We start from the raw sequence: 18239 nt of genomic DNA on the forward strand, positions 1-18239 counted from the left end.
CCGGAAAACTTCATGCGTTTGCATGTACCCCATGTAACGATCCGACCGGGAGTGGTATTCCCGAATGCAGAACGGGCCGCCACCCGAAGGTGACGACCCGTCCAAGCGGTACGTCTCAGTGCAGGACCACTGTGTCGCCCGAAGGGCGAACCATTGGAACTAGCGACGCAGGCCGAGGCGCTCGATGAGCGAACGGTAGCGGTCGATGTCGATGTCCTGCAGGTAGCCGAGCAGTCGACGACGCTGGCCCACGAGCAGCAGCAGACCACGACGCGAGTGGTGGTCGTGCTTGTGCTCCTTGAGGTGCTCCGTGAGGTCCTTGATGCGGCGGGTCAGCATGGCGACCTGCACTTCAGGGGATCCGGTGTCACCGGGGTGGGTAGCGTACTCGTCGATGATCGCCTTCTTGACGTCTGCTTCGAGTGCCATAGATGGGATCCCCTTTCTCTCGTTGCGCGGTGCCAGTCAGCCTGATGCTGTGGCTCTCTTTGTCCGCGGCCGTTCACACGGCAACCTGAAGAGCTTACCAGAAACACGCCCGTAACACTTCGCCGCCCAGTTCGCCCGCCAGTCGGGAACACACGATAGTAGAGGTGCGTTGCAGAACACGGAACGGACGGATCGACATGACAGACACCCTGGGCACAGCCCCCCTCAGCACGGCGACCCTGCCGGTGCTCGACCTCAGCCGGCTGAACGGCGACGCCGCGGACGCGGAGGCCTTCCGCCTCGAGCTCCGCGAGGCCACGCACGACTACGGCTTCTTCTACCTCGTCGGGCACGGCGTGCCGCACGAGCTGATCGAGCGCGTGATGGCCACGGCCCGGCGCTTCTTCGCCCTCCCCGAGGCCGACAAGCTCGCGATCGAGAACCTGAACAGCCCGCACTTCCGCGGCTACACCCGCGTGGGTGGCGAGCTCACGCAGGGCAAGGTCGACTGGCGCGAGCAGATCGACATCGGCGTGGAGCGCGAGCCCGTGCCGGTCACCGCCGACACCCCTGACTACATGCGCCTGGACGGCCCGAACCAGTGGCCGGCCGCTCTGCCCGAGCTGCAGGAGGTCGTCGGCGAGTGGTACGAGGAGCTCAACCGCGTGAGTCTGACGCTCCTGCGCGCCTGGGCGGTCTCGCTCGGCGCCGAGGAGGACGTCTTCGACGCCGCCTTCGCCGAGCGCCCCTCCACCCTGATCAAGATCGTGCGCTACCCAGGCAAGAGCGACCCCGAGCCCAAGCAGGGCGTCGGCGCCCACAAGGACTCGGGCGTGCTGACCCTGCTGCTGGTCGAGCCCGGCAAGGGCGGCCTGCAGGTCGAGAAGGACGGCGAGTGGATCGACGCTCCCCCGATCGACGACGCCTTCGTGGTGAACATCGGCGAGCTGCTCGAGGTCGCCACCAACGGCTACCTCAAGGCGACCGTGCACCGCGTGATCTCGCCGCGCATCGGCGACGACCGCGTCTCGATCCCCTTCTTCTACAGCCCGGCGCTGGACGCCACCATCCCGGTGCTGCCGCTGCCCGAGGAGCTGAAGGCCGAGGCCAAGGGAATCACGGTCGACCCGCGCAACCCGATCTTCACCACCTACGGCGAGAACGCCCTGAAGAGCCGCCTGCGCGCCCACCCCGACGTGGCGGCCGCGCACCACGCCGACCTCGTGGAGAAGAACGCGGCCGCCGCCGCGCAGAACACCCAGGAGTGAGCGACCCCCGCCCGAACGGCGGCGGCCCGGCCGGAGACGATCTCGTCCCGCAGCCGGCCCGCCGCCGTTCGGCGTTCGTCGACGTCACCCCGCTGAGGGAGAGCCCCGCCTTCGCCCGCCTCTGGGCCGGTCAGGCGATCTCGGGCATCGGCAGCCAGATGACGGTCGTCGCGGTGGGGCTCGACGTCTACCGGCTCACCTCATCGACCCTCGCCGTGGCGGGCGTCGCCCTGTTCGCCCTGGTGCCGATGATCGTGGCGGGCCTGTACGGCGGGATGCTCGCCGACGCCTTCGACCGTCGCCGCGTCGCCCTGATCGCCGCGGTGATCGCCTGGGTCTCGACCGCGCTCCTCGCCGTGCTCGCCTGGACGGGCGCCGACAGCGTGGCCGCGCTCTACGCCCTCGCCACGGTGAACGCCGTCTCGGCGACGGTGGTGCAGACCACCCGCTCGGCGATCTACCCGCGCATCCTCCCCCGCGAGCTCCTCCCCGCCGCGGCGGCCCTCAGCGGCATCACCACCGGCATCATGGTCACCCTGGGCCCGGCTCTCGCGGGCGTGCTCGTCGCCTCGGTCGGCTTCGGCTGGACGTACTCCGTCGACGTCGTGCTCTTCGTCGCGGCGTTCCTCGGCATCGCGAGCCTGCCGCGCATCCTGCCCGAGGGCGAGGTGCACCGGCCGGGGCTCGCGTCGCTGCGGTACGGTTTCGCCTTCCTCCGGCGTGCGCCGAACATCCGCGCCTCGTTCCTGATCGACATCGCGGCGATGACCTTCGGCCAGCCGCGCGTGCTCTTCCCCGCGGTCGGTGTGCTCGTGCTCGGCGGCGGCCCCGTCACGGTCGGCGTGCTGACGGCCGCCTTCGCGATCGGCTCGCTGCTCGCGAGCGTGTTCTCGGGCCGGCTCGGCCAGGTGCGCTGGCAGGGGCGTGCGATCGCCCGGGCCGTGCAGTCGTACGGCGTGTTCACCGCGCTCCTCGGCGTCGTGCTGCTGGTCGCCGCGCTGACGGGCGGCCCCGTGGGACAGGACTGGGCGCAGGTCGACCTGATCGGCCTCGCCCTCGCTTCCCTCGCCCTGATGGGCGCCGGCGTGAGCGACGAGATCAGTGCGATCTTCCGGTCGACGATGCTGCAGACGGCGGTGCCCGACAACATGCGCGGCCGCCTGCAGGGCGTGTTCACCGTGGTCGTCACGGGCGGCCCGCGCATCGGCGACCTCTACGTGGGCGCGCTCTCGGTGGTGGCGGCGCTCTGGCTGCCGCCGCTCGTCGGCGGCCTCGCGATCGTCGTGGCGGCCGGTGTCATCCTGCGCGTCGTGCCGAGCTTCCGCGGGTACGATGCGCACGACCCCCAGCCGTAGCCGGCGCAGCCCGCGACGTCAGAGCCCGGCCGGCGCCTGCTCCCCCGGTGCCAGCACGAGGCTCAACCGCTGCGTCGAGCGGGTCATCGCCACATACAGAGCGGATGCTCCCCGCGTGCTCTCGGCGACGACACCCTCCGGCGACGCCACCACGACGGAGTCGAACTCGAGGCCCTTCGCCTCGGCCGGCGACAGCAGCGCGATCGGACGGGAGAGCCCCCGCACCCCGACCCCCACGTCGTCGCCGAACCGCTCGGCCAGCAGTGCCGACAGGGCGCCGATCCGCGAGGCCGGTGCGATCACGGCCGTCGTGCCGCCCTGCTCGACCATCTCGGCGACCCGGTCGCCGACGACCTCGCCGAGCTCCGCATCCGTCGCCGTGGCGATCGCGTCGACCGGCCACTCGGTGGTGCGCACCGACCGCGAGCGGGTGACCCGCAGGCCGCTCGCCACGGCGACCCGCTCGGCGGCGTCGACGATCTGGGAGGGCGTGCGGTAGTTGACCGTGAGCTCCTCGAGCCGCCAGTTCTCGCCGACGAGCGGTGAGAGCGTCGACTCCCAGCTGGTGGAGGCGGCGGCGGAGCTGGCCTGGGCGACGTCGCCGACGATGGTCAGGGAGCGCAGCGGCGCCTTGCGCAGCAGCACGCGCCACTGCATCGGCGACAGCTCCTGGGCCTCGTCGACCACGATGTGCCCGTAGGTCCAGCTGCGGTCGGAGGCGGCGCGCTCGGCCGTGGTGAGCACCGCGTCCTGCTCGGCGAAGCCGGCGACGACGGTCTCGGCCGAGACCTGGCCGTCGACGTCCATGTTGCTGATCGCGGTGCGGGCGTTCTCGAGGTCGCGCTTGCGCTGCTGCTTCTCGGCGCGCTTCTGCGCGGCGTCGCCCGGGTCGTACTCGCCCAGGAGCTCAGCGGCCTCGTCGAGCAGCGGCACGTCGGAGACCGTCAGAGCTGAGCCGCGTTCCCGGCGGAGCAGCTCGCGCTTGGCCTTCGACCAGTGCGCCGTGAGGGAGGCGAGCCACTGCGGGCGGGCGTAGAGGTCTTCGAGCAGCTTCTCGGGGGTCAGCGGGATCCAGGCGGTGTTGAGGGCGACCCGCACGTCGTAGGCGGTGCGGATGTCCTCCCGCAGGTAGGCGAGGTCGGCGTCGTCGACGGTCGAACCGCGACGGCGCAGCTGCTCGGCCAGCTGCTTCGTGAGCTGGTTCAGCAGGTTCTTCACGAACGAGACGCGGCCCTCGTTGTAGGGCTTGCCCGACTCGCGGGCCTTCGCGATCGCCTCGGCGACCGCCGCGGGCTGCAGCACGAGGGTCTCGCCGTTGATCGTGAGCGTCTGCGGCTCGGCGGGCACCCGCTGGCGCGAGCGCACGGCGCGGCGGATCAGGGCCGCCATCTCGGCGGAGCCCTTCAGCGCGGCGACGGCCGGCACGTCCTCGACGCTCGCCTCGACGCCCGGGTAGAGCTGACCGAGGCTCGCCAGCACCACGCCGGTCTCGCCGAGGCTCGGCAGCACGGCGTTGATGTACTGCAGGAAGGCGCGGCTCGGGCCCACGACGAGCACGCCGCTCGCGCCGAGCCGTTCGCGGTGCGTGTAGAGCAGGTAGGCGGCGCGGTGCAGCGCCACGGCGGTCTTGCCGGTGCCGGGGCCGCCCTGCACGACGAGCACGCCCTGCAGCTCGGAGCGGATCACCCTGTCCTGCTCGGCCTGAATGGTCGAGACGATGTCGTGCATGCGCCCGGTGCGCTGGGCCGACAGGGCGGCGAGCAGGGCGCCCTCGCCCTGCAGGGCGGTGCCCTCCTCGTCGAGCAGCTCGGCGTCGAAGACCTCGTCCTCGATCCGCACGACCTCGCGGCCCCGCGTCGTCAGGTGGCGCCGGGCGCGGGCACCGAGCGGGGTGGCGGCGGTGGCCTGGTAGAAGGCGCGGGCCTGAGGCGCCCGCCAGTCGAGCAGGAGCGGCTCGAGGTTCTCGTCGCGGAGGCCGATGCGGCCGATGTAGCGGTGGGTGCTCCCGTTGTCGTCGGCCTCGGCCAGTTCGAGCCGGCCGAAGGCCAGACGCTCGCCGACCTCGCGGAGCTGCCCGATGCGGTCCTCGTAGGCGCGGGCGAAGGCGTCGCGCTCCGAGCGGCTCTGGTGGTTGCCTCCGACGCTCTCGCGGCGCACGGCGGCGAGCTCGCGCTCCGCGTCGGCGCGCAGCCCGTCGAGCCGCTGGTACAGCCCTGACACGTACTCGCGCTCGCGCGCCAATTCCTCGTTGACCACAGAACCTCCCGAAACCCGGCAAGCAATTCTACTCGCGGGTCACGGGAGGTTCGTCGCACACCCGTCGAACGGATGGCGAAGGGAGGCTTACGGAACCGAGATCAGGTCGATCACGAAGATCAGGGTCTTCCCCGCGAGGAAGTGCCCCGAGCCGGCGGGCCCGTAGGCGAGGTGCGGCGGGATGGTGAGCTTGCGGCGCCCACCCTCCTTCATGCCGGGGATGCCCTCCTGCCAGCCGGCGATGAGGCCGTTCAGCGGGAAGCTGATGGTCTCGCCGCGGCCCCAGGAGGAGTCGAACTCGTCGCCCGTCTCGTACTCGACGCCGAGGTAGTGCACCTCGACGGTGGCGCCCGGGGTCGCCTCCTTGCCGGTGCCCTCGACGATGTCGTCGATGACGAGCGTGGTGGGCGCGGGGCCCTCGGGGAAGTCGATCTCGGGCTTCGAAGAAGTGGAATCAGTCATGACTCCATCCAAGCCCACCCGCCGATGCATGGCAAAGCGAGCGGTGCCGATGCCGACCGGGTCACCAGCGCCCGATCAGGTCAGCGGATGCCCTCCCGCGGCCCCGGCGAGGGCCAGCCGATCGGCGAGCAGCGCCTCGAGCAGCGCGGCCTCGTCGTGGCGGGGCGCTGCGGTGGAGCGCCCCGCCAGCATGCGCTGCCGCACGAAGGCGAGCCGTGTGGCGTCGCGGGTGAACGCCCGCATGGCCCGCTCGCCGTTGCCCGGGAGCGTTCGCGCCCAGCGCCGGGCCGCCCGCCGCGCGGCACCGGTGGAGAGCATCTCGACCTCGGCGGGACTGAACCAGCCCGCCTCGGCGTACTCGCTGAGGCGCGCGTGGGTGAGCCGCCGTTCGGAGCGCCGGAGCAGCACGACGAAGACGATCGCGAGCACGAACAGCGGCACCTGCACCACGAAGTAGAGCAGGAAGTAGCCGTCGAGCCCCTCGACCAGGAAGGTCGACCCGTTCCACAGCGCGTGCAGCCCCATCGCCAGCAGCAGCCCGAGCAGGAACACGGCGACCGCGGCGAACCAGTGCCGCTGCCGCACCGCGAAGCCCAGCGCGACGCCGGTGCAGGCGGTGAACATGACGTGCGCGAACGGCGACATGATGCCGCGCAGCACGAAGGTGAAGCCGAGGCCGATGCCCCCCGACTCGATGAGCGACTGCCCGAAGTAGAGGATGTTCTCGGTGAAGGCGAACCCGGCCGCCACGGTGGCGCCGTAGACCAGGCCGTCGACCGGCCCGTCGAACTGCCGCCGGAAGATGATGACGAGCAGCAGAACGCCCGCCGCCTTCGCCCCCTCCTCCACCACGGGAGCCTGGATCACCGAGCTCCACAGGTCGCTCGTGGTCGCCTGGCCGTCGCTCGCCGTGGCGACGATGACCTGCACCCCGAGGTCGACGATCAGCGCGATCGCCACGGACGCCGCCGCCCCCCAGAGGAACGCGAACCACAGCGCCGGCCTCGGCTCCGGCTCCCAGCGGTCGATGACCGTGATCGCCGTGATCACGACGGCCAGCGGGATGAGCGCGAGGATCGCGCAGATGACCACGGCCGCCGGCCCGAGACCGAGCACGAGGTACCCGAGCACGGCCAGGAAGACGAAGGCCAGCACGATGATGCCGACGATCAGCAGCACGAGCGAGGCGGTCGAACCGGTCTGGCGACGGGCGGGCGCGCCGAACGCGGGCAAGGGCGGCAGCGAGGCCGCCGGCCCGACGTCGGGCGCCGGCGCGGGGGCGGGCGCCGGCGCGGGGGCGGGCGCCGAGCCGGCCGACACCGAGTGGCGGGGGTCGAAGAGCGTCACGAGCAATCCTCACGGTCGGGGAGATCCCAGCGTAGCGCGAACCGCCGACGCCGAGCACCCCGTTGCGGGCTCGGTTAGTAGACCTTCCCCGGGTTCATGATGCCGAGCGGGTCGAAGACGGCCTTGAGCCGACGCTGCAGCTCGAGGCCGCTCTCACCGAGCTCGCCCTCGAGCCAGCGCCGCTTCAGCACGCCGACACCGTGCTCGCCGGTGAGCGTGCCGCCGAGCCGGCGGGCCGACTCGAACAGCTCGTCGGCGGCCTGCCAGACGATGTCGGGCGCTCCCCCGATCACGTCTCCGCCCGGGGTGTCGACGAGGGCCGGCGGCACCACGAAGTTCGGGTGCAGGTTGCCGTCGCCGGCGTGCGCCACGGTCGGGATGTCCAGGCCGTAGGCCGCGCCGATCCGCTCGATCTCGGCGAATATCGCGGGCAGTGCCGAGCGCGGCACGCAGATGTCCTCGATCAGCACCTCGCCGAGCACCTCGAGCGCGGGGTGCATGCTGCGCCGGAACGCCAGCAGCTCGGCGGCGACGAGGGGGTCGGCCGACTGCTCGACGCTGAACGCGCCGGCCTCCTGCAGCACGCGGGCGATGGCGTCACCCTCCTCGGCTGCCCCCGCCCCGTCGGTCTGCACGAGCACGAAGGCGGCGCCCGCCGGGCGGGCGGGCGTGCCGAGGTAGGCGGTGACCGCGGCGACGGTCAGCGCATCCATCAGCTCCATCACGGCGGGTCGCACCCGGGAGGCGGTGACGGCCGCGCAGGCGGCGGCCGCGGCGGTGAGGTCGGAGAAGAAGGCGGCGATCGTGACGAGCTGCCCCGGCGGGATCGGCCGGATGCGCACGGTGGCCCCCACGATCACGCCGAGCGTGCCCTCCGAGCCGGTGAACAGCGCGGTGAGGTCGTAGCCTGTGACGCCCTTGACGGTGCGGCGACCGGTGGCGAGCAGGCTGCCGTCGGGCAGCACCACGTCGAGCCCGAGCACGGCCTCGCGGGTGACGCCGTACTTGGCGCACATCAGGCCGCCGGCGTTCGTGGCGATGTTGCCGCCGATCGTCGAGATGGCCTTCGACGCCGGGTCGGGCGAGAAGGCGTAGCCGTGCGGCTCGAGCGCCTCGCCGAGGGCGGCGTTGATGACGCCGGGCTCCACGACGGCCAGCTCGTCGTCGAGCGCGATCTCGAGGATGCGGTCCATCTCCCGGACGCTCAGCACGATGGCACCGGGGGTCGCGGTCGCTCCGCCGGCGAGCCCCGTGCCCGCGCCGCGCGGTACGACCGGCACGCGGTGGGCGCTCGCGATGCGCAGCACGGCCTGCACGTCCTCGACGCTCCGGGCCTCGACGAGCGCGAGCGCGCCGCCCTCCGACCACCAGCCCGAGCGGTCGGTGCGCAGCGCGTCGAGCGCCGCGGGGTCGACGATCACGCGGTCGCCGAGCTCGTCGATCAGCTGTCGAAGAGCGGATGCCCCCGCCGCCGTTTCACCCGAGCCTGCGGCCCGCGCATCCGTCACCGTGCTCATCGCTGGTGCTCTCCCGTTCCGTCGGCCGGTCCAATTCCGTCGGCCGGTCCCGTTCCGTCGGCCAGCTCTTCCATCTCGACCACGTCGATCGCCGCCGTGATCGCCTCGATGCCCGACAGCCGCGCCGGCGAGATGAGCTTCATCACCCGTTCGCGGCTCATCAGCCCGGCCTCGACGACGAGGTCGGCGATGTTGCGGTGGGTGAGCAGCGCGGTCTTCGCCAGCGCCGACGCGGCCGTGTAGCCGATGTAGGGGGTGAGCGCCGTGACGACGCCCACCGAGGTCGACACCATCGTGTCGAGCCGGTCGAGGTTCGCCGTGATGCCGTCGATGCAGTTGATGCGCAGGGTGCGCCAGCCCTGCGTCATCCAGGCGAGGCTCTGCAGCAGCGAGTGCGCGATCACGGGCTCGAAGGCGTTCAGCTGCAGCTGCCCGCCCTCGGCGGCCATGGTGATCGTGACGTCGGCGCCGGCGACCGAGAACGCCACCTGGTTGACGACCTCGGGGATGACCGGGTTCACCTTGCCCGGCATGATGCTCGACCCGGCCTGACGGGCCGGCAGGTTGATCTCGCCGAGGCCGGCCTGCGGGCCGCTGGAGAGCAGGCGCAGGTCGTTGCAGATCTTGGACAGCTTGATCGCCGAGCGCTTCAGCACGCCCGAGAGGGTCATGAACACGCCGGCGTCGCTCGTCGCCTCGACGAGGTCGGCGGCGGTGACGTGCTCGAAGCCGGTGAGATCGCGGAGGTGCCGGCACACGGTGGCCGCGTAGTTCGGGTCGGCGGTGATGCCGGTTCCGATGGCGGTCGCGCCGAGGTTGATCTCCCAGAGCAGCGGCATCGTGTGCCGCAGGCGCTCCAGGTCTTCCGTGAGGGTGGTGGCGAAGCCGTGGAACTCCTGGCCGAGGGTCATCGGCACGGCGTCCTGCAGCTGGGTGCGGCCGACCTTCAGCACGTGACCGAACTCGACGCCCTTCGCGGCGAACGAGTCGCGCAGCTGCTCGTGCTCGACCATCAGCCGCTGCAGCGAGAACACCATCGCGAGCTTCACGGCCGTGGGGTACACGTCGTTGGTGCTCTGGCTGCGGTTCACGTCGTCCAGCGGATGCAGCGCATCGTAGTCCCCGAGCGGATGACCGCCCGCCGCCAGCGCCACGTTGGCGATGACCTCGTTGGCGTTCATGTTGGTCGAGGTGCCCGCACCGCCCTGGATGACGCCGACCACGAACTGGTCGTGGAACTCCCCGGCCCGGATGCGCTCGCAGGCGGCCTCGATGGCGTCGGCCTTGGCCCGGTCGAGCACGCCGATCTCGGCGTTGGCGCGCGCAGCGGCCTGCTTGACGATGGCGAGCGCGTTGACGAGGTCGGGGTAGACCGAGATCGGACGGCGGCTGATCGGGAAGTTCTCCAGCGCGCGGGCGGTGTGCACGCCCCAGTAGGCGTCGGCGGGGATCTCGACGCTGCCGAGACTGTCGGTCTCGGTGCGGGTCGCGCCGCTGCGCGTTGCGTCGGTCGAGGTCGCGGCGGCGGTGCTGTCAGCGGTTCCGGTGGGAACGGTGGTGGTCACGGGTGGGGCTCCATTGCTCGTGTCGTGTCGTTCCGCTCGTGGCGGGACGGCATCGACTCTACTCCCGGCCCCGCTCAGCTGAACCGGCGCAGGAGCCCGCGGACGAACCCGTCCTTGCGCTCGGTGTAGGGCGGGTAGACGAGCTTCAGGGTGTCGGGGGTGAGGCCCTTGCGCATCACCGCCTTCTCGTGGCTGAACGTCTCGATGCTGCGCCGCCCGTGGTACGCCCCGAGGCCGCTCTCGCCCACGCCGCCGAACGGCAGCCCGGGCACCGTGAGGTGGATCATCGGCGCGCCGAAGCCCACGGCGCCCGAGGAGGTCTCGGTCAGGATGCGCCGCTGGGCCACGGCGGACTCGGTGAACGCGTACAGCGCCAGCGGCTTCTCACCGGCCCGGATGAACCCGATCGCGTCGTCGAGCCCGCTGACGGTCACGACGGGCAGGATCGGCCCGAAGATCTCCTGCTGCATCACCGGCGCGTCGCGGGCGACGTCGGCGAGCACGGTGGGGGCCATGTAGCGGGTGCGGTCGTCGGTGCGCCCTCCCGTGACGACGGTGCCGCTGTCGAGCAGGCCCTTCAGCCGCGCGTACTGTCGGTCGTTCACGATGCGGCCGTAGCTCGAGCTGGAGCGCGGGTCGCCCTCGTACAACTCGGCGACGGCGGCCACGAGGTGCGGCACCAGACGGGCCGCCACCTCCCGGGTGGCGAGCAGGTAGTCGGGGGCGACGCAGGTCTGGCCGGCGTTCAGGAACTTGCCCCAGGCGATCCGCTTCGCCGCGGCGGCGAGGTCGACGGTGTCGTCGACGTAGACGGGCGTCTTGCCGCCGAGCTCGAGGGTGACAGGTGTGAGGTGCTTCGCGGCGGCGGTCATCACGATGCGCCCGACGGCGGTGCTGCCCGTGTAGAAGATGTGGTCGAAGCGCTCGGCGAGCAGCTGGGTGGTGACCTCCACGCCGCCCTCGACGACGGCGACCGCTCGGTCGTCGAGGTACTGCGGCACGAGCTCCGCGAGGGCGGCGGAGGTGGCGGGTGCGAGCTCGCTCGGCTTCAGCAGCACGGCGTTGCCGGCGGCGAGGGCTCCGACGGCGGGCTGCAGCAGCAGCTGCAGCGGGTAGTTCCACGGGGCGATCACGAGCACGACGCCGAGCGGCTCGAGCATGGTCGACGCGGAGGCGGGCGCCAGGGCGAGCGGAACCGGCACCCGCGTCGGGCGGAGCCAGCCGCGGAGGTGCTTCAGCGTGTGCTGGATCTCGGCGATCACCACGTTCAGCTCGGTCAGCGCCGCCTCGGTGGGGTTTTTGCCGAGGTCGGTGAAGAGGGCGTCCTCGAGGGCGGCGGAGTTCTCGTCGAGCATCCGTCTCATCGCCGTCAGCTGGGCGGTGCGCCAGCGCAGCGAGCGGGTGACCCCCTCGTCGAAGCCCGAGCGCAGCACGGGGACCACGGGGGTGAGGGGCGCGATGATCGGCTCGGACGTCATCTCGTCATCGTAGGTTCAGCCGTGCAGAAAAGGCACTATCAAATAGATTCCGAAGAGCACCGCGCAGACGCTCAGGCCGAAGCACAGGTAGGACAGCGCTCGCGCCCAGCCCGGCCGCACCGGCTCGCCGGTGGCGGCGTCGGGGTGCGTCAGGCTCTGGAAGCGCAGCCCGAACGAGTACAGGCTCACCACCACGGCGGTCGACACCAGGGCGGCCGCCGCCACGATCAGGAACGCTCCCCAGTCGATCACTTCTCGGCCTTTCGCTTGCGGCGGGTGGCTTTCGGCGTGCGCACCGCGATGGTGGCCGCGTCGACCTCGCTCAGGGCGTTCTTCGCGTCGACGTTGTTGCGGCGCGAGACGACGAAGATCGTCACGATGATGGCGACGCCCGCGATCAGGTCGATCAGGAGCCCCGCGGGCCCGATGCCGGCGACGAACGCGGCCAGGGCGCCGACGATGGCGGAGGCCGGGAGGGTCATCAGCCAGCCGAGCCCGATGCGGCCGGCGGTGCGCCAGCGCACGGACGCTCCCTTGCGGCCGAGGCCGGAGCCGATCACCGAGCCCGAGGCGACCTGGGTGGTGCTGAGCGCGAAGCCGAGGTGGCTCGACGCGAGGATGGTGGCGGCCGTGCTGGTCTCGGCGGCGAAGCCCTGCGCGGGCTTGACCTCGGTGAGGCCGGCGCCGAGGGTGCGGATGATGCGCCAGCCGCCCATGTAGGTGCCGAGGGCGATCGCCAGCGCGCAGGTGATGATCACCCAGAACTCCGGGCCCGAGCCGGCGGGCTGCAGCCCCGACGCGATCAGCGTGAGCGTGATGACGCCCATCGTCTTCTGCGCGTCGTTGGTGCCGTGCGCCAGCGCCACGAGCGACGAGGAGAAGATCTGGCCGTAGCGGAACCGGCCGCGGACGCCGGACTGCGTGCTGTCGCTCGGCATCCGCGTGATCGCATAGGCGAGCCGGGTGGCGACGAACGCGACGAGCCCGGCGACCAGCGGCGCGACGAGCGCCGGCAGGATGACCTTGGACACGAGCACGCCGTAGTCGACGACCCCGAAGCCGGCGCCGACCACCGCGGCACCGATCAGGCCGCCGAACAGGGCGTGCGAGGAGCTGGAGGGGAGGCCGAACAGCCACGTCAGCAGGTTCCAGACGATCGCGCCGATCAGGCCGGCGAAGATCATCTCGGGCATGATCTGCACGCCCCCGTCGCCCTCCTTGATCAGGCCGCCCGAGATGGTCTTGGCGACCTCGGTGCTGAGGAAGGCACCCACGAGGTTGAGCACGGCGGCCAGCGCGACGGCGACCTTGGGCTTCAGCGCCCCCGTGGCGATGGGCGTCGCCATGGCGTTCGCCGTGTCGTGGAAGCCGTTCGTGAAATCGAAGAACAGGGCCAGCGCGATGACGAGCACGACGACGACGGTGAGATCCACCCTGCAACCCTATTCGTTCACCCGCCGTTCATGTTCATGGGCGATCTACGCTGGAGTCATGGCATCGCTCCCTCCCCGCGCTCGCAAGGTCCCGTTCGATCGTGTGCACCACGGCGACACCGTCTCCGATCCCTTCGAGTGGCTGCGCGACAAGGAGGACCCCGAGGTGATCGCCTACCTCGAGGCCGAGAACGCCTTCACCGACGAGGCCACCGCGCACCTCGCCGGGCTCCGGCAGGAGATCTTCGACGAGATCAAGGGGCGCACCCGGGAGACCGACCTCTCGGTGCCAGTGCGCGACGGCGGCCACTGGTACTACACCCGCACCGCGGAGGGCTCGCAGTACGGCGTGCACTGCCGTGCGCCGATCTCGGGCCCCCATGACTGGACTCCCCCGACGATCGAGCCCGGCGTGCCGATCGAGGGCGAGCAGGTCGTGCTCGACGACAACGAGCAGGCCGCCGGCCACGAGTTCTACTCGCTCGGCTCCTTCGACGTCTCCCCCGACGGGCGGATGCTCGCCTACGCGGTCGACGTCGTCGGCGACGAGCGCTACACCCTCCGCATCCGCGACCTGGAGCTCGGCGAGGACCTGCCCGACGAGGTCGCCGACACCTTCCCGGGAGCCGTCTTCTCGGGCGACGGCGCGAGCGTCTACTACCCCACCGTCGACGACGCCTGGCGCCCCGACACCATCTGGCAGCACGTCGTCGGCACGACGGGCGCCGACGACCAGGTCGTCTTCACCGAGCCCGACGAGCGCTTCTGGGTCGGCGTCGGGCTCACCCGCAGCCGTCGCTACCTCGAGATCGCGGTCGGCTCGAAGATCACCAGCGAGGTGCTCCTGCTCGACACCGAGCACCCCGAGGCGGGCTTCCAGATCGTCTGGCCCCGGCGCGAGGGCGTCGAGTACGCGGTCGAGCACGCGGTGGTCGGCGGCCGCGACCGGCTGCTGGTGCTGCACAACGACCAGGCGCTGAACTTCGAGCTCGTGGCCGTCGACCCCGCGCATCCGCTCGACCGCGCCTCGTGGGAGACCGTGATCGCGCACGACGAGGCCGTGCGCCTCGAGGACGTCGACGCCTTCGCCGGCCACCTCACGATCGACTACCGGCGCGACGGCCTCACCCGCATCGCGATGCTGCCGCTGCCGGGCACGACGTCGCTCGAGGGCGCCGCGTTCACCGAGCTCGCGTTCGACGAGCCGCTGTTCTCGGTGGGCACCTCGGGCAACCCCGAGTGGGAGCAGCCGACCATCCGCTTCGGCTACACCTCGTTCGTCACGCCCTCGTCGGTGTTCGACCACGACATCGCCACCGGCACCTCGACGCTGCTGAAGCAGCAGTCGGTGCTCGGCGGCTACGACCCCGCGGCATACGAGCAGCGCCGCGAGTGGGCGACGGCCGCCGACGGCACGCGGGTGCCCGTGTCGCTGGTGGCCCGCCGGGGCGTGCTCGACGCCGACGCCCCGGGCCCGCTGGTGCTCTACGGCTACGGCTCCTACGAGTCCTCGATCGACCCGTCGTTCTCGGTCGCCCGGCTCTCGCTGCTCGACCGCGGCGTGGCCTTCGCGATCGCGCACGTGCGGGGCGGCGGCGAGCTCGGCCGCCACTGGTACGAAGACGGCAAGACGCTCACGAAGAAGAACACCTTCACCGACTTCGTCAGTGCGGCCGAGCGGATGATCGAACTCGGCTTCACCGCGCCGTCGACGCTCGTGGCGCAGGGCGGCAGCGCCGGCGGGCTGCTGATGGGTGCGGTGGCGAATCTGGCGCCGCAGCTGTTCGCGGGCATCCTGGCGCAGGTGCCGTTCGTGGACGCGCTGACCTCGATCCTCGACCCGTCGCTCCCCCTGACCGTGATCGAGTGGGACGAGTGGGGCGACCCGCTGCACGACCCGGAGGTCTACGCGTACATGAAGTCGTACTCGCCGTACGAGAACGTGACTGAGCAGGCGTACCCGCGCATCCTGGCCGTGACCAGCCTGAACGACACCCGCGTGCTCTACGTCGAGCCCGCGAAGTGGACGGCGAGGCTCCGCGAGGTGGGCGCGCCCGTGCTGCTGAAGACCGAGATGTCGGCCGGTCACGGCGGCGTCTCGGGCCGCTACGAGCGCTGGCGCGAGGTGTCGTACGAGTACGCGTGGATGCTCGACGTACTCGGTCGCGCGTAGCAGCGGCAGCCCGGGCCGACCAGGCCGGTCGCTCGCGTCAGCCTTCGGGGAACGGCCGCAGTTCCAGGCGGCCGTTCCTGGCCATCGGATGCCGGGCTGCCAGCGCCGTCGCCTCGTCGAGGTCGCGCGCCTCGAGCAGGTCGAAGCCCCAGATCGCATCGGTGACGCCGACGAGCGGGCCCTCGGTGACGATCGTCTCGCCCGCCCGCACCCGCACCCCGCGGGCGGTGCCGGGGTCGAGGATGTCGCCCATCAGGCGTTGGCCAGCACCGTCGAGCTCGTCGACCCACACGTCGACGTCGGTCTCGTCGGGCTCGGCATCGGGCGTCTCGTCGCCCATCACGAACATCATGAATCGCATGTGAACACCGTACACATACGATCGTTCCAGGGGAAGGTTAGTCCTCGAGCGCCGAGCGGAGCAGGCCGACGAGGGCGTCGAGCTGCACGCTGTCGGTCGAGCCGATCGCCTGGTCGGAGCCGTCGAGCGCGCGCGCCGCGAGGCCCTGCTTCGAGTCGATCAGCTCGGCGATGCGGGTGTCGATCGTCTGCGCGGCCACGATGCGCCACGCGGTGACCGGCTCGGCCTGGCCGATGCGGTGCACGCGGTCGATGGCCTGGGTCTGCTCGGCCGCCGTCCAGGACAGCTCGGCGAGCACCACGTTCGAGGCGGCCTGCAGGTTGAGGCCGACGCCCGCCGCGGTGAGCGAGCAGACGGCCACGGCCACCTCGGGGTCGTTGTTGAAGGCGTCGATCTCGCGCTGACGCAGGGTCGCCGACTGGTCGCCGCGGATGGACACCGTCTTCAGCTCCCGCTTGGCGAAGAGCTCCTCGGCGGCGTTCATCACGTCGATGTGCTTGGCGAAGAACACGACCTTGCCCACCGAGCGGGCGAGTTGCGCGGTGTAGTCGGCGGCCAGCCCGGCCTTCGCCGTGCCGATCCGGCGCACCATCGTGAAGACGTTCAGCCCGTCCTCGTTCGCCTGCGTGTCCTCGAGCTCCTGGCGGGCGACGAGGCGCATCAGGTCGTCGTCGGGCAGCTCGTCGACCTCGTCGCCGCGGGCGTTCGCGCGGGCGGCGACCAGGCGGCGGTAGCGGGTGACGAGGCGGGCACCGAGCTCGCGTTCGGCCTCGCGGATCGAGCGGCCGAAGTCGTCGTCGAGCTCGACCGGCAGGTCGACGATGCGCTTGGCGGGCAGGTCGGCGGCCACGTCGATCTTGCGGCGGCGCACGATGCCCATGTCGATGACGGCCTCGCGCGCCTCGGCGAAGAAGCCCGCGTCGGCCGGGGTGAGCCCGATCTCCTCGAGGTGCTCCATCAGCTCGGGGCCGGGCTTGTCGCCGTCGATCCAGCCGAGGAACTGCCAGATCGCCCGGAAGTCGTCGACGTCGTTGATCAGCGGCGTTCCGGTGAGGGCCATCATCAGCGGGTTGCCGCCGGGGGCGGTGTGCCGGATGCGGTCGGCCAGCGCCAGCACGTTGCGCGAGCGAAGCGAGGTCATGTTCTTGATGAAGTGCGCCTCGTCGACGACCATGCCGCGGAAGCCCATGCTGCCGAGCCAGGACAGGTGCCGGTCGAGCACCTCGTAGTTGACCACCACGACGTCGGCGAAGGCGTCGAGCGTCTCGCCGTCGCCGTGCACGACGGTGGCGCGGCGGTGCGGGGTCCAGAGCTCGACCTCGCGCGCCCAGTTCATCTTCACCACGTTCGGCACGACGGCCAGCAGCGGGTAGGCGTCGGCGACGGATGCGGCCAAGAGCGACTGCGCCGTCTTGCCGAGACCGGGCTCGTCGGCGAGCAGGAAGGTGCGGTGCCCGGCCTGCACGCTCTGCAGGAAGCGGGACTGGTGCACCATCAGCTCGTGCCCGGGGGGCGAGAGGCGGTCGATGGTGGGGGCCTCGGGCAGCTCCATGCTGGCGGCCCGGCCGCCGGCGCCGTACTCGAAGGCGCGGTAGAGCGGGCCGAGCAGCTCCCAGTTCGAGAGCCGGCCGACGCCGTGCGGCTTCGACGGCGTGAGGTCGGGTGCCATGAACGGGTTCGCGAGCTGACGCGACTTGACCGACACGGGCACGACCTGGCGCTCGGCGAGCTCGGGGGGCACGACGGTGGCGGTGGGCGCGGGCGCCTCGGGCTCGTCGTCGGGCACCTCGTAGCCGGCGTCCTCCAGGTACTCGCGGCGGAGGCTGCGGGCGGCCGGCGAGAGCGCGGCGTCGTTCTCGAGCAGGGCGATCAGCGAGGTGTCGCGGGCGGCGGTGCGCGCGAGGATCGACGCGATGCCGTCGAGGCGCTTCAGCTGCTCGGCCCGCTCGGCGTCGCCGATCGTGGTGTCGGTCTTGATGCTCGCGCGCTCCTCGCGCATCAGCAGCGCGACCACGAGGAACTTCGTGCGGTTGGCGGGGGCGACCTTGCCGCGCTGGGCGGCGGCTTCGACCTCGCGCACCTTGCGGGCGAGGATCGGGATCAGACCGGTGTTGTCTGCGGTGCGCGTACGGCGGTTGCCGGACCTTGACATCGTTCTCCTGGGGAGTGAGGCGGAGTGCACGGGGCCTGGGCGGTCGAGCAAGGCGATGGGGATCGCGGTCGGCGCGAGGAGCGGGAAATCCCGTGGCGCGCTCAGTCTACGCGATGCACCTTGATAAGCAGCCCACTGGCGATGAACACGACCGCGCCGACGCCGTGGGCGATCTGCCAGCCGACGAGCGGCAGGTCGATCGGCAGCACGGGGTTCCACAGCACGGCGATCGCGGCGAGCGGCGGCAGCCACCACCACTGCTTCGCCTGAACGGCGAAGACGAGCATGATCAGCGCCAGGATGGCGATCGCGAAGCGGGCCACGGTGAACCAGCCGTCGTCGCCGATGACCGCCAGGAAGGCCACCAGGGCGATCGCGCCGAGGAGCCCGGGGGCGAGTGCGGGACGGGTGAAGTCGGGGGTGGTCTGTCGCGCGCTCATGTC

15 protein-coding genes are annotated in these 18239 nt (G+C 71.5%); 3 read left to right on the plus strand and 12 right to left on the minus strand.

The genetic code is table 11. The features are described 5' to 3' along the window. Positions 1-159: 159 nt before the first annotated feature. Positions 160-429 carry a 30S ribosomal protein S15 gene (rpsO, locus tag ITJ64_RS14630; protein ID WP_173181160.1) on the minus strand — a complete coding sequence of 90 codons (270 nt, stop codon included), beginning with the start codon at positions 427-429 and terminating at the stop codon, positions 160-162. Between the two features lie 197 nt (positions 430-626). On the opposite strand from rpsO, the gene ITJ64_RS14635 reads away from it, so the two are divergent. Together ITJ64_RS14635 and ITJ64_RS14640 are read left to right on the plus strand one after the other, a co-directional pair. Continuing rightward, a complete protein-coding gene (locus ITJ64_RS14635; RefSeq protein WP_194681475.1) occupies positions 627-1697 on the plus strand; it encodes an isopenicillin N synthase family oxygenase in 1071 nt (356 codons plus the stop codon). Then, the gene (locus tag ITJ64_RS14640) at positions 1694-3052 is read left to right on the plus strand and encodes an MFS transporter (RefSeq protein WP_194681476.1); all 1359 of its coding nucleotides are present in this window, start codon (positions 1694-1696) and stop codon (positions 3050-3052) included. Before ITJ64_RS14635 ends, ITJ64_RS14640 begins: the two co-directional genes overlap by 4 nt. An 18-nt stretch (positions 3053-3070) precedes the next feature. Here the strand turns inward: ITJ64_RS14640 and ITJ64_RS14645 are convergent, their stop codons facing one another. From ITJ64_RS14645 to ITJ64_RS14680, 8 genes are all read right to left on the minus strand, one after another. Beyond that, complete coding sequence (locus ITJ64_RS14645) at positions 3071-5308, minus strand: UvrD-helicase domain-containing protein (RefSeq protein ID WP_194681477.1); 2238 nt, start codon at positions 5306-5308, stop codon at positions 3071-3073. Between the two features lie 87 nt (positions 5309-5395). Next, complete coding sequence (locus tag ITJ64_RS14650; RefSeq protein ID WP_194681478.1) at positions 5396-5770, minus strand: FKBP-type peptidyl-prolyl cis-trans isomerase; 375 nt, start codon at positions 5768-5770, stop codon at positions 5396-5398. A 75-nt stretch (positions 5771-5845) separates the two neighbouring features. Further along, on the minus strand, positions 5846-7117 hold the full coding sequence (locus tag ITJ64_RS14655; RefSeq protein WP_370545199.1) for a PrsW family intramembrane metalloprotease: 1272 nt from the start codon (positions 7115-7117) through the stop codon (positions 5846-5848). Positions 7118-7191: 74 nt separating this feature from the next. Continuing rightward, on the minus strand, positions 7192-8634 hold the full coding sequence (locus tag ITJ64_RS14660; protein WP_194681479.1) for an FAD-binding oxidoreductase: 1443 nt from the start codon (positions 8632-8634) through the stop codon (positions 7192-7194). Continuing rightward, on the minus strand, positions 8631-10199 hold the full coding sequence (locus ITJ64_RS14665) for an aspartate ammonia-lyase (RefSeq protein WP_194681480.1): 1569 nt from the start codon (positions 10197-10199) through the stop codon (positions 8631-8633). Before ITJ64_RS14665 ends, ITJ64_RS14660 begins: the two co-directional genes overlap by 4 nt. Before the next feature lie 74 nt (positions 10200-10273). Next, positions 10274-11677 (minus strand): aldehyde dehydrogenase family protein, encoded by a 1404-nt coding sequence (locus tag ITJ64_RS14670; RefSeq protein WP_194681481.1) that lies wholly within the window; start codon positions 11675-11677, stop codon positions 10274-10276. Positions 11678-11692: 15 nt separating this feature from the next. Continuing rightward, positions 11693-11929 carry a hypothetical protein gene (locus ITJ64_RS14675; protein WP_194681482.1) on the minus strand — a complete coding sequence of 79 codons (237 nt, stop codon included), beginning with the start codon at positions 11927-11929 and terminating at the stop codon, positions 11693-11695. Continuing rightward, entirely contained in the window at positions 11926-13110 is a 1185-nt protein-coding gene (locus ITJ64_RS14680; protein WP_194681483.1) for an inorganic phosphate transporter, read from the minus strand. The genes ITJ64_RS14675 and ITJ64_RS14680 overlap by 4 nt, the downstream gene beginning before the upstream one ends. A gap of 58 nt (positions 13111-13168) precedes the next feature. On the opposite strand from ITJ64_RS14680, the gene ITJ64_RS14685 reads away from it, so the two are divergent. Next, positions 13169-15283 carry a S9 family peptidase gene (locus tag ITJ64_RS14685; protein WP_194681484.1) on the plus strand — a complete coding sequence of 705 codons (2115 nt, stop codon included), beginning with the start codon at positions 13169-13171 and terminating at the stop codon, positions 15281-15283. Positions 15284-15320: 37 nt separating this feature from the next. Here ITJ64_RS14685 and ITJ64_RS14690 read toward each other — a convergent pair whose 3' ends face one another. From ITJ64_RS14690 to ITJ64_RS14700, 3 genes are all read right to left on the minus strand, one after another. Further along, entirely contained in the window at positions 15321-15644 is a 324-nt protein-coding gene (locus ITJ64_RS14690) for a YciI family protein (RefSeq protein WP_194681485.1), read from the minus strand. 37 nt (positions 15645-15681) lie between these two features. Continuing rightward, positions 15682-17796 (minus strand): DEAD/DEAH box helicase, encoded by a 2115-nt coding sequence (locus ITJ64_RS14695; RefSeq protein WP_194681486.1) that lies wholly within the window; start codon positions 17794-17796, stop codon positions 15682-15684. A gap of 101 nt (positions 17797-17897) precedes the next feature. Beyond that, positions 17898-18236, minus strand: a complete 339-nt coding sequence (locus ITJ64_RS14700) for a DUF6804 family protein (RefSeq protein WP_194681487.1) — start codon at positions 18234-18236, stop codon at positions 17898-17900. Between the last annotated feature and the right edge of the window lie 3 nt (positions 18237-18239).

This window comes from Herbiconiux sp. VKM Ac-1786, assembly GCF_015350805.1.
Classification (GTDB): Bacteria; Actinomycetota; Actinomycetes; order Actinomycetales; family Microbacteriaceae; genus Herbiconiux.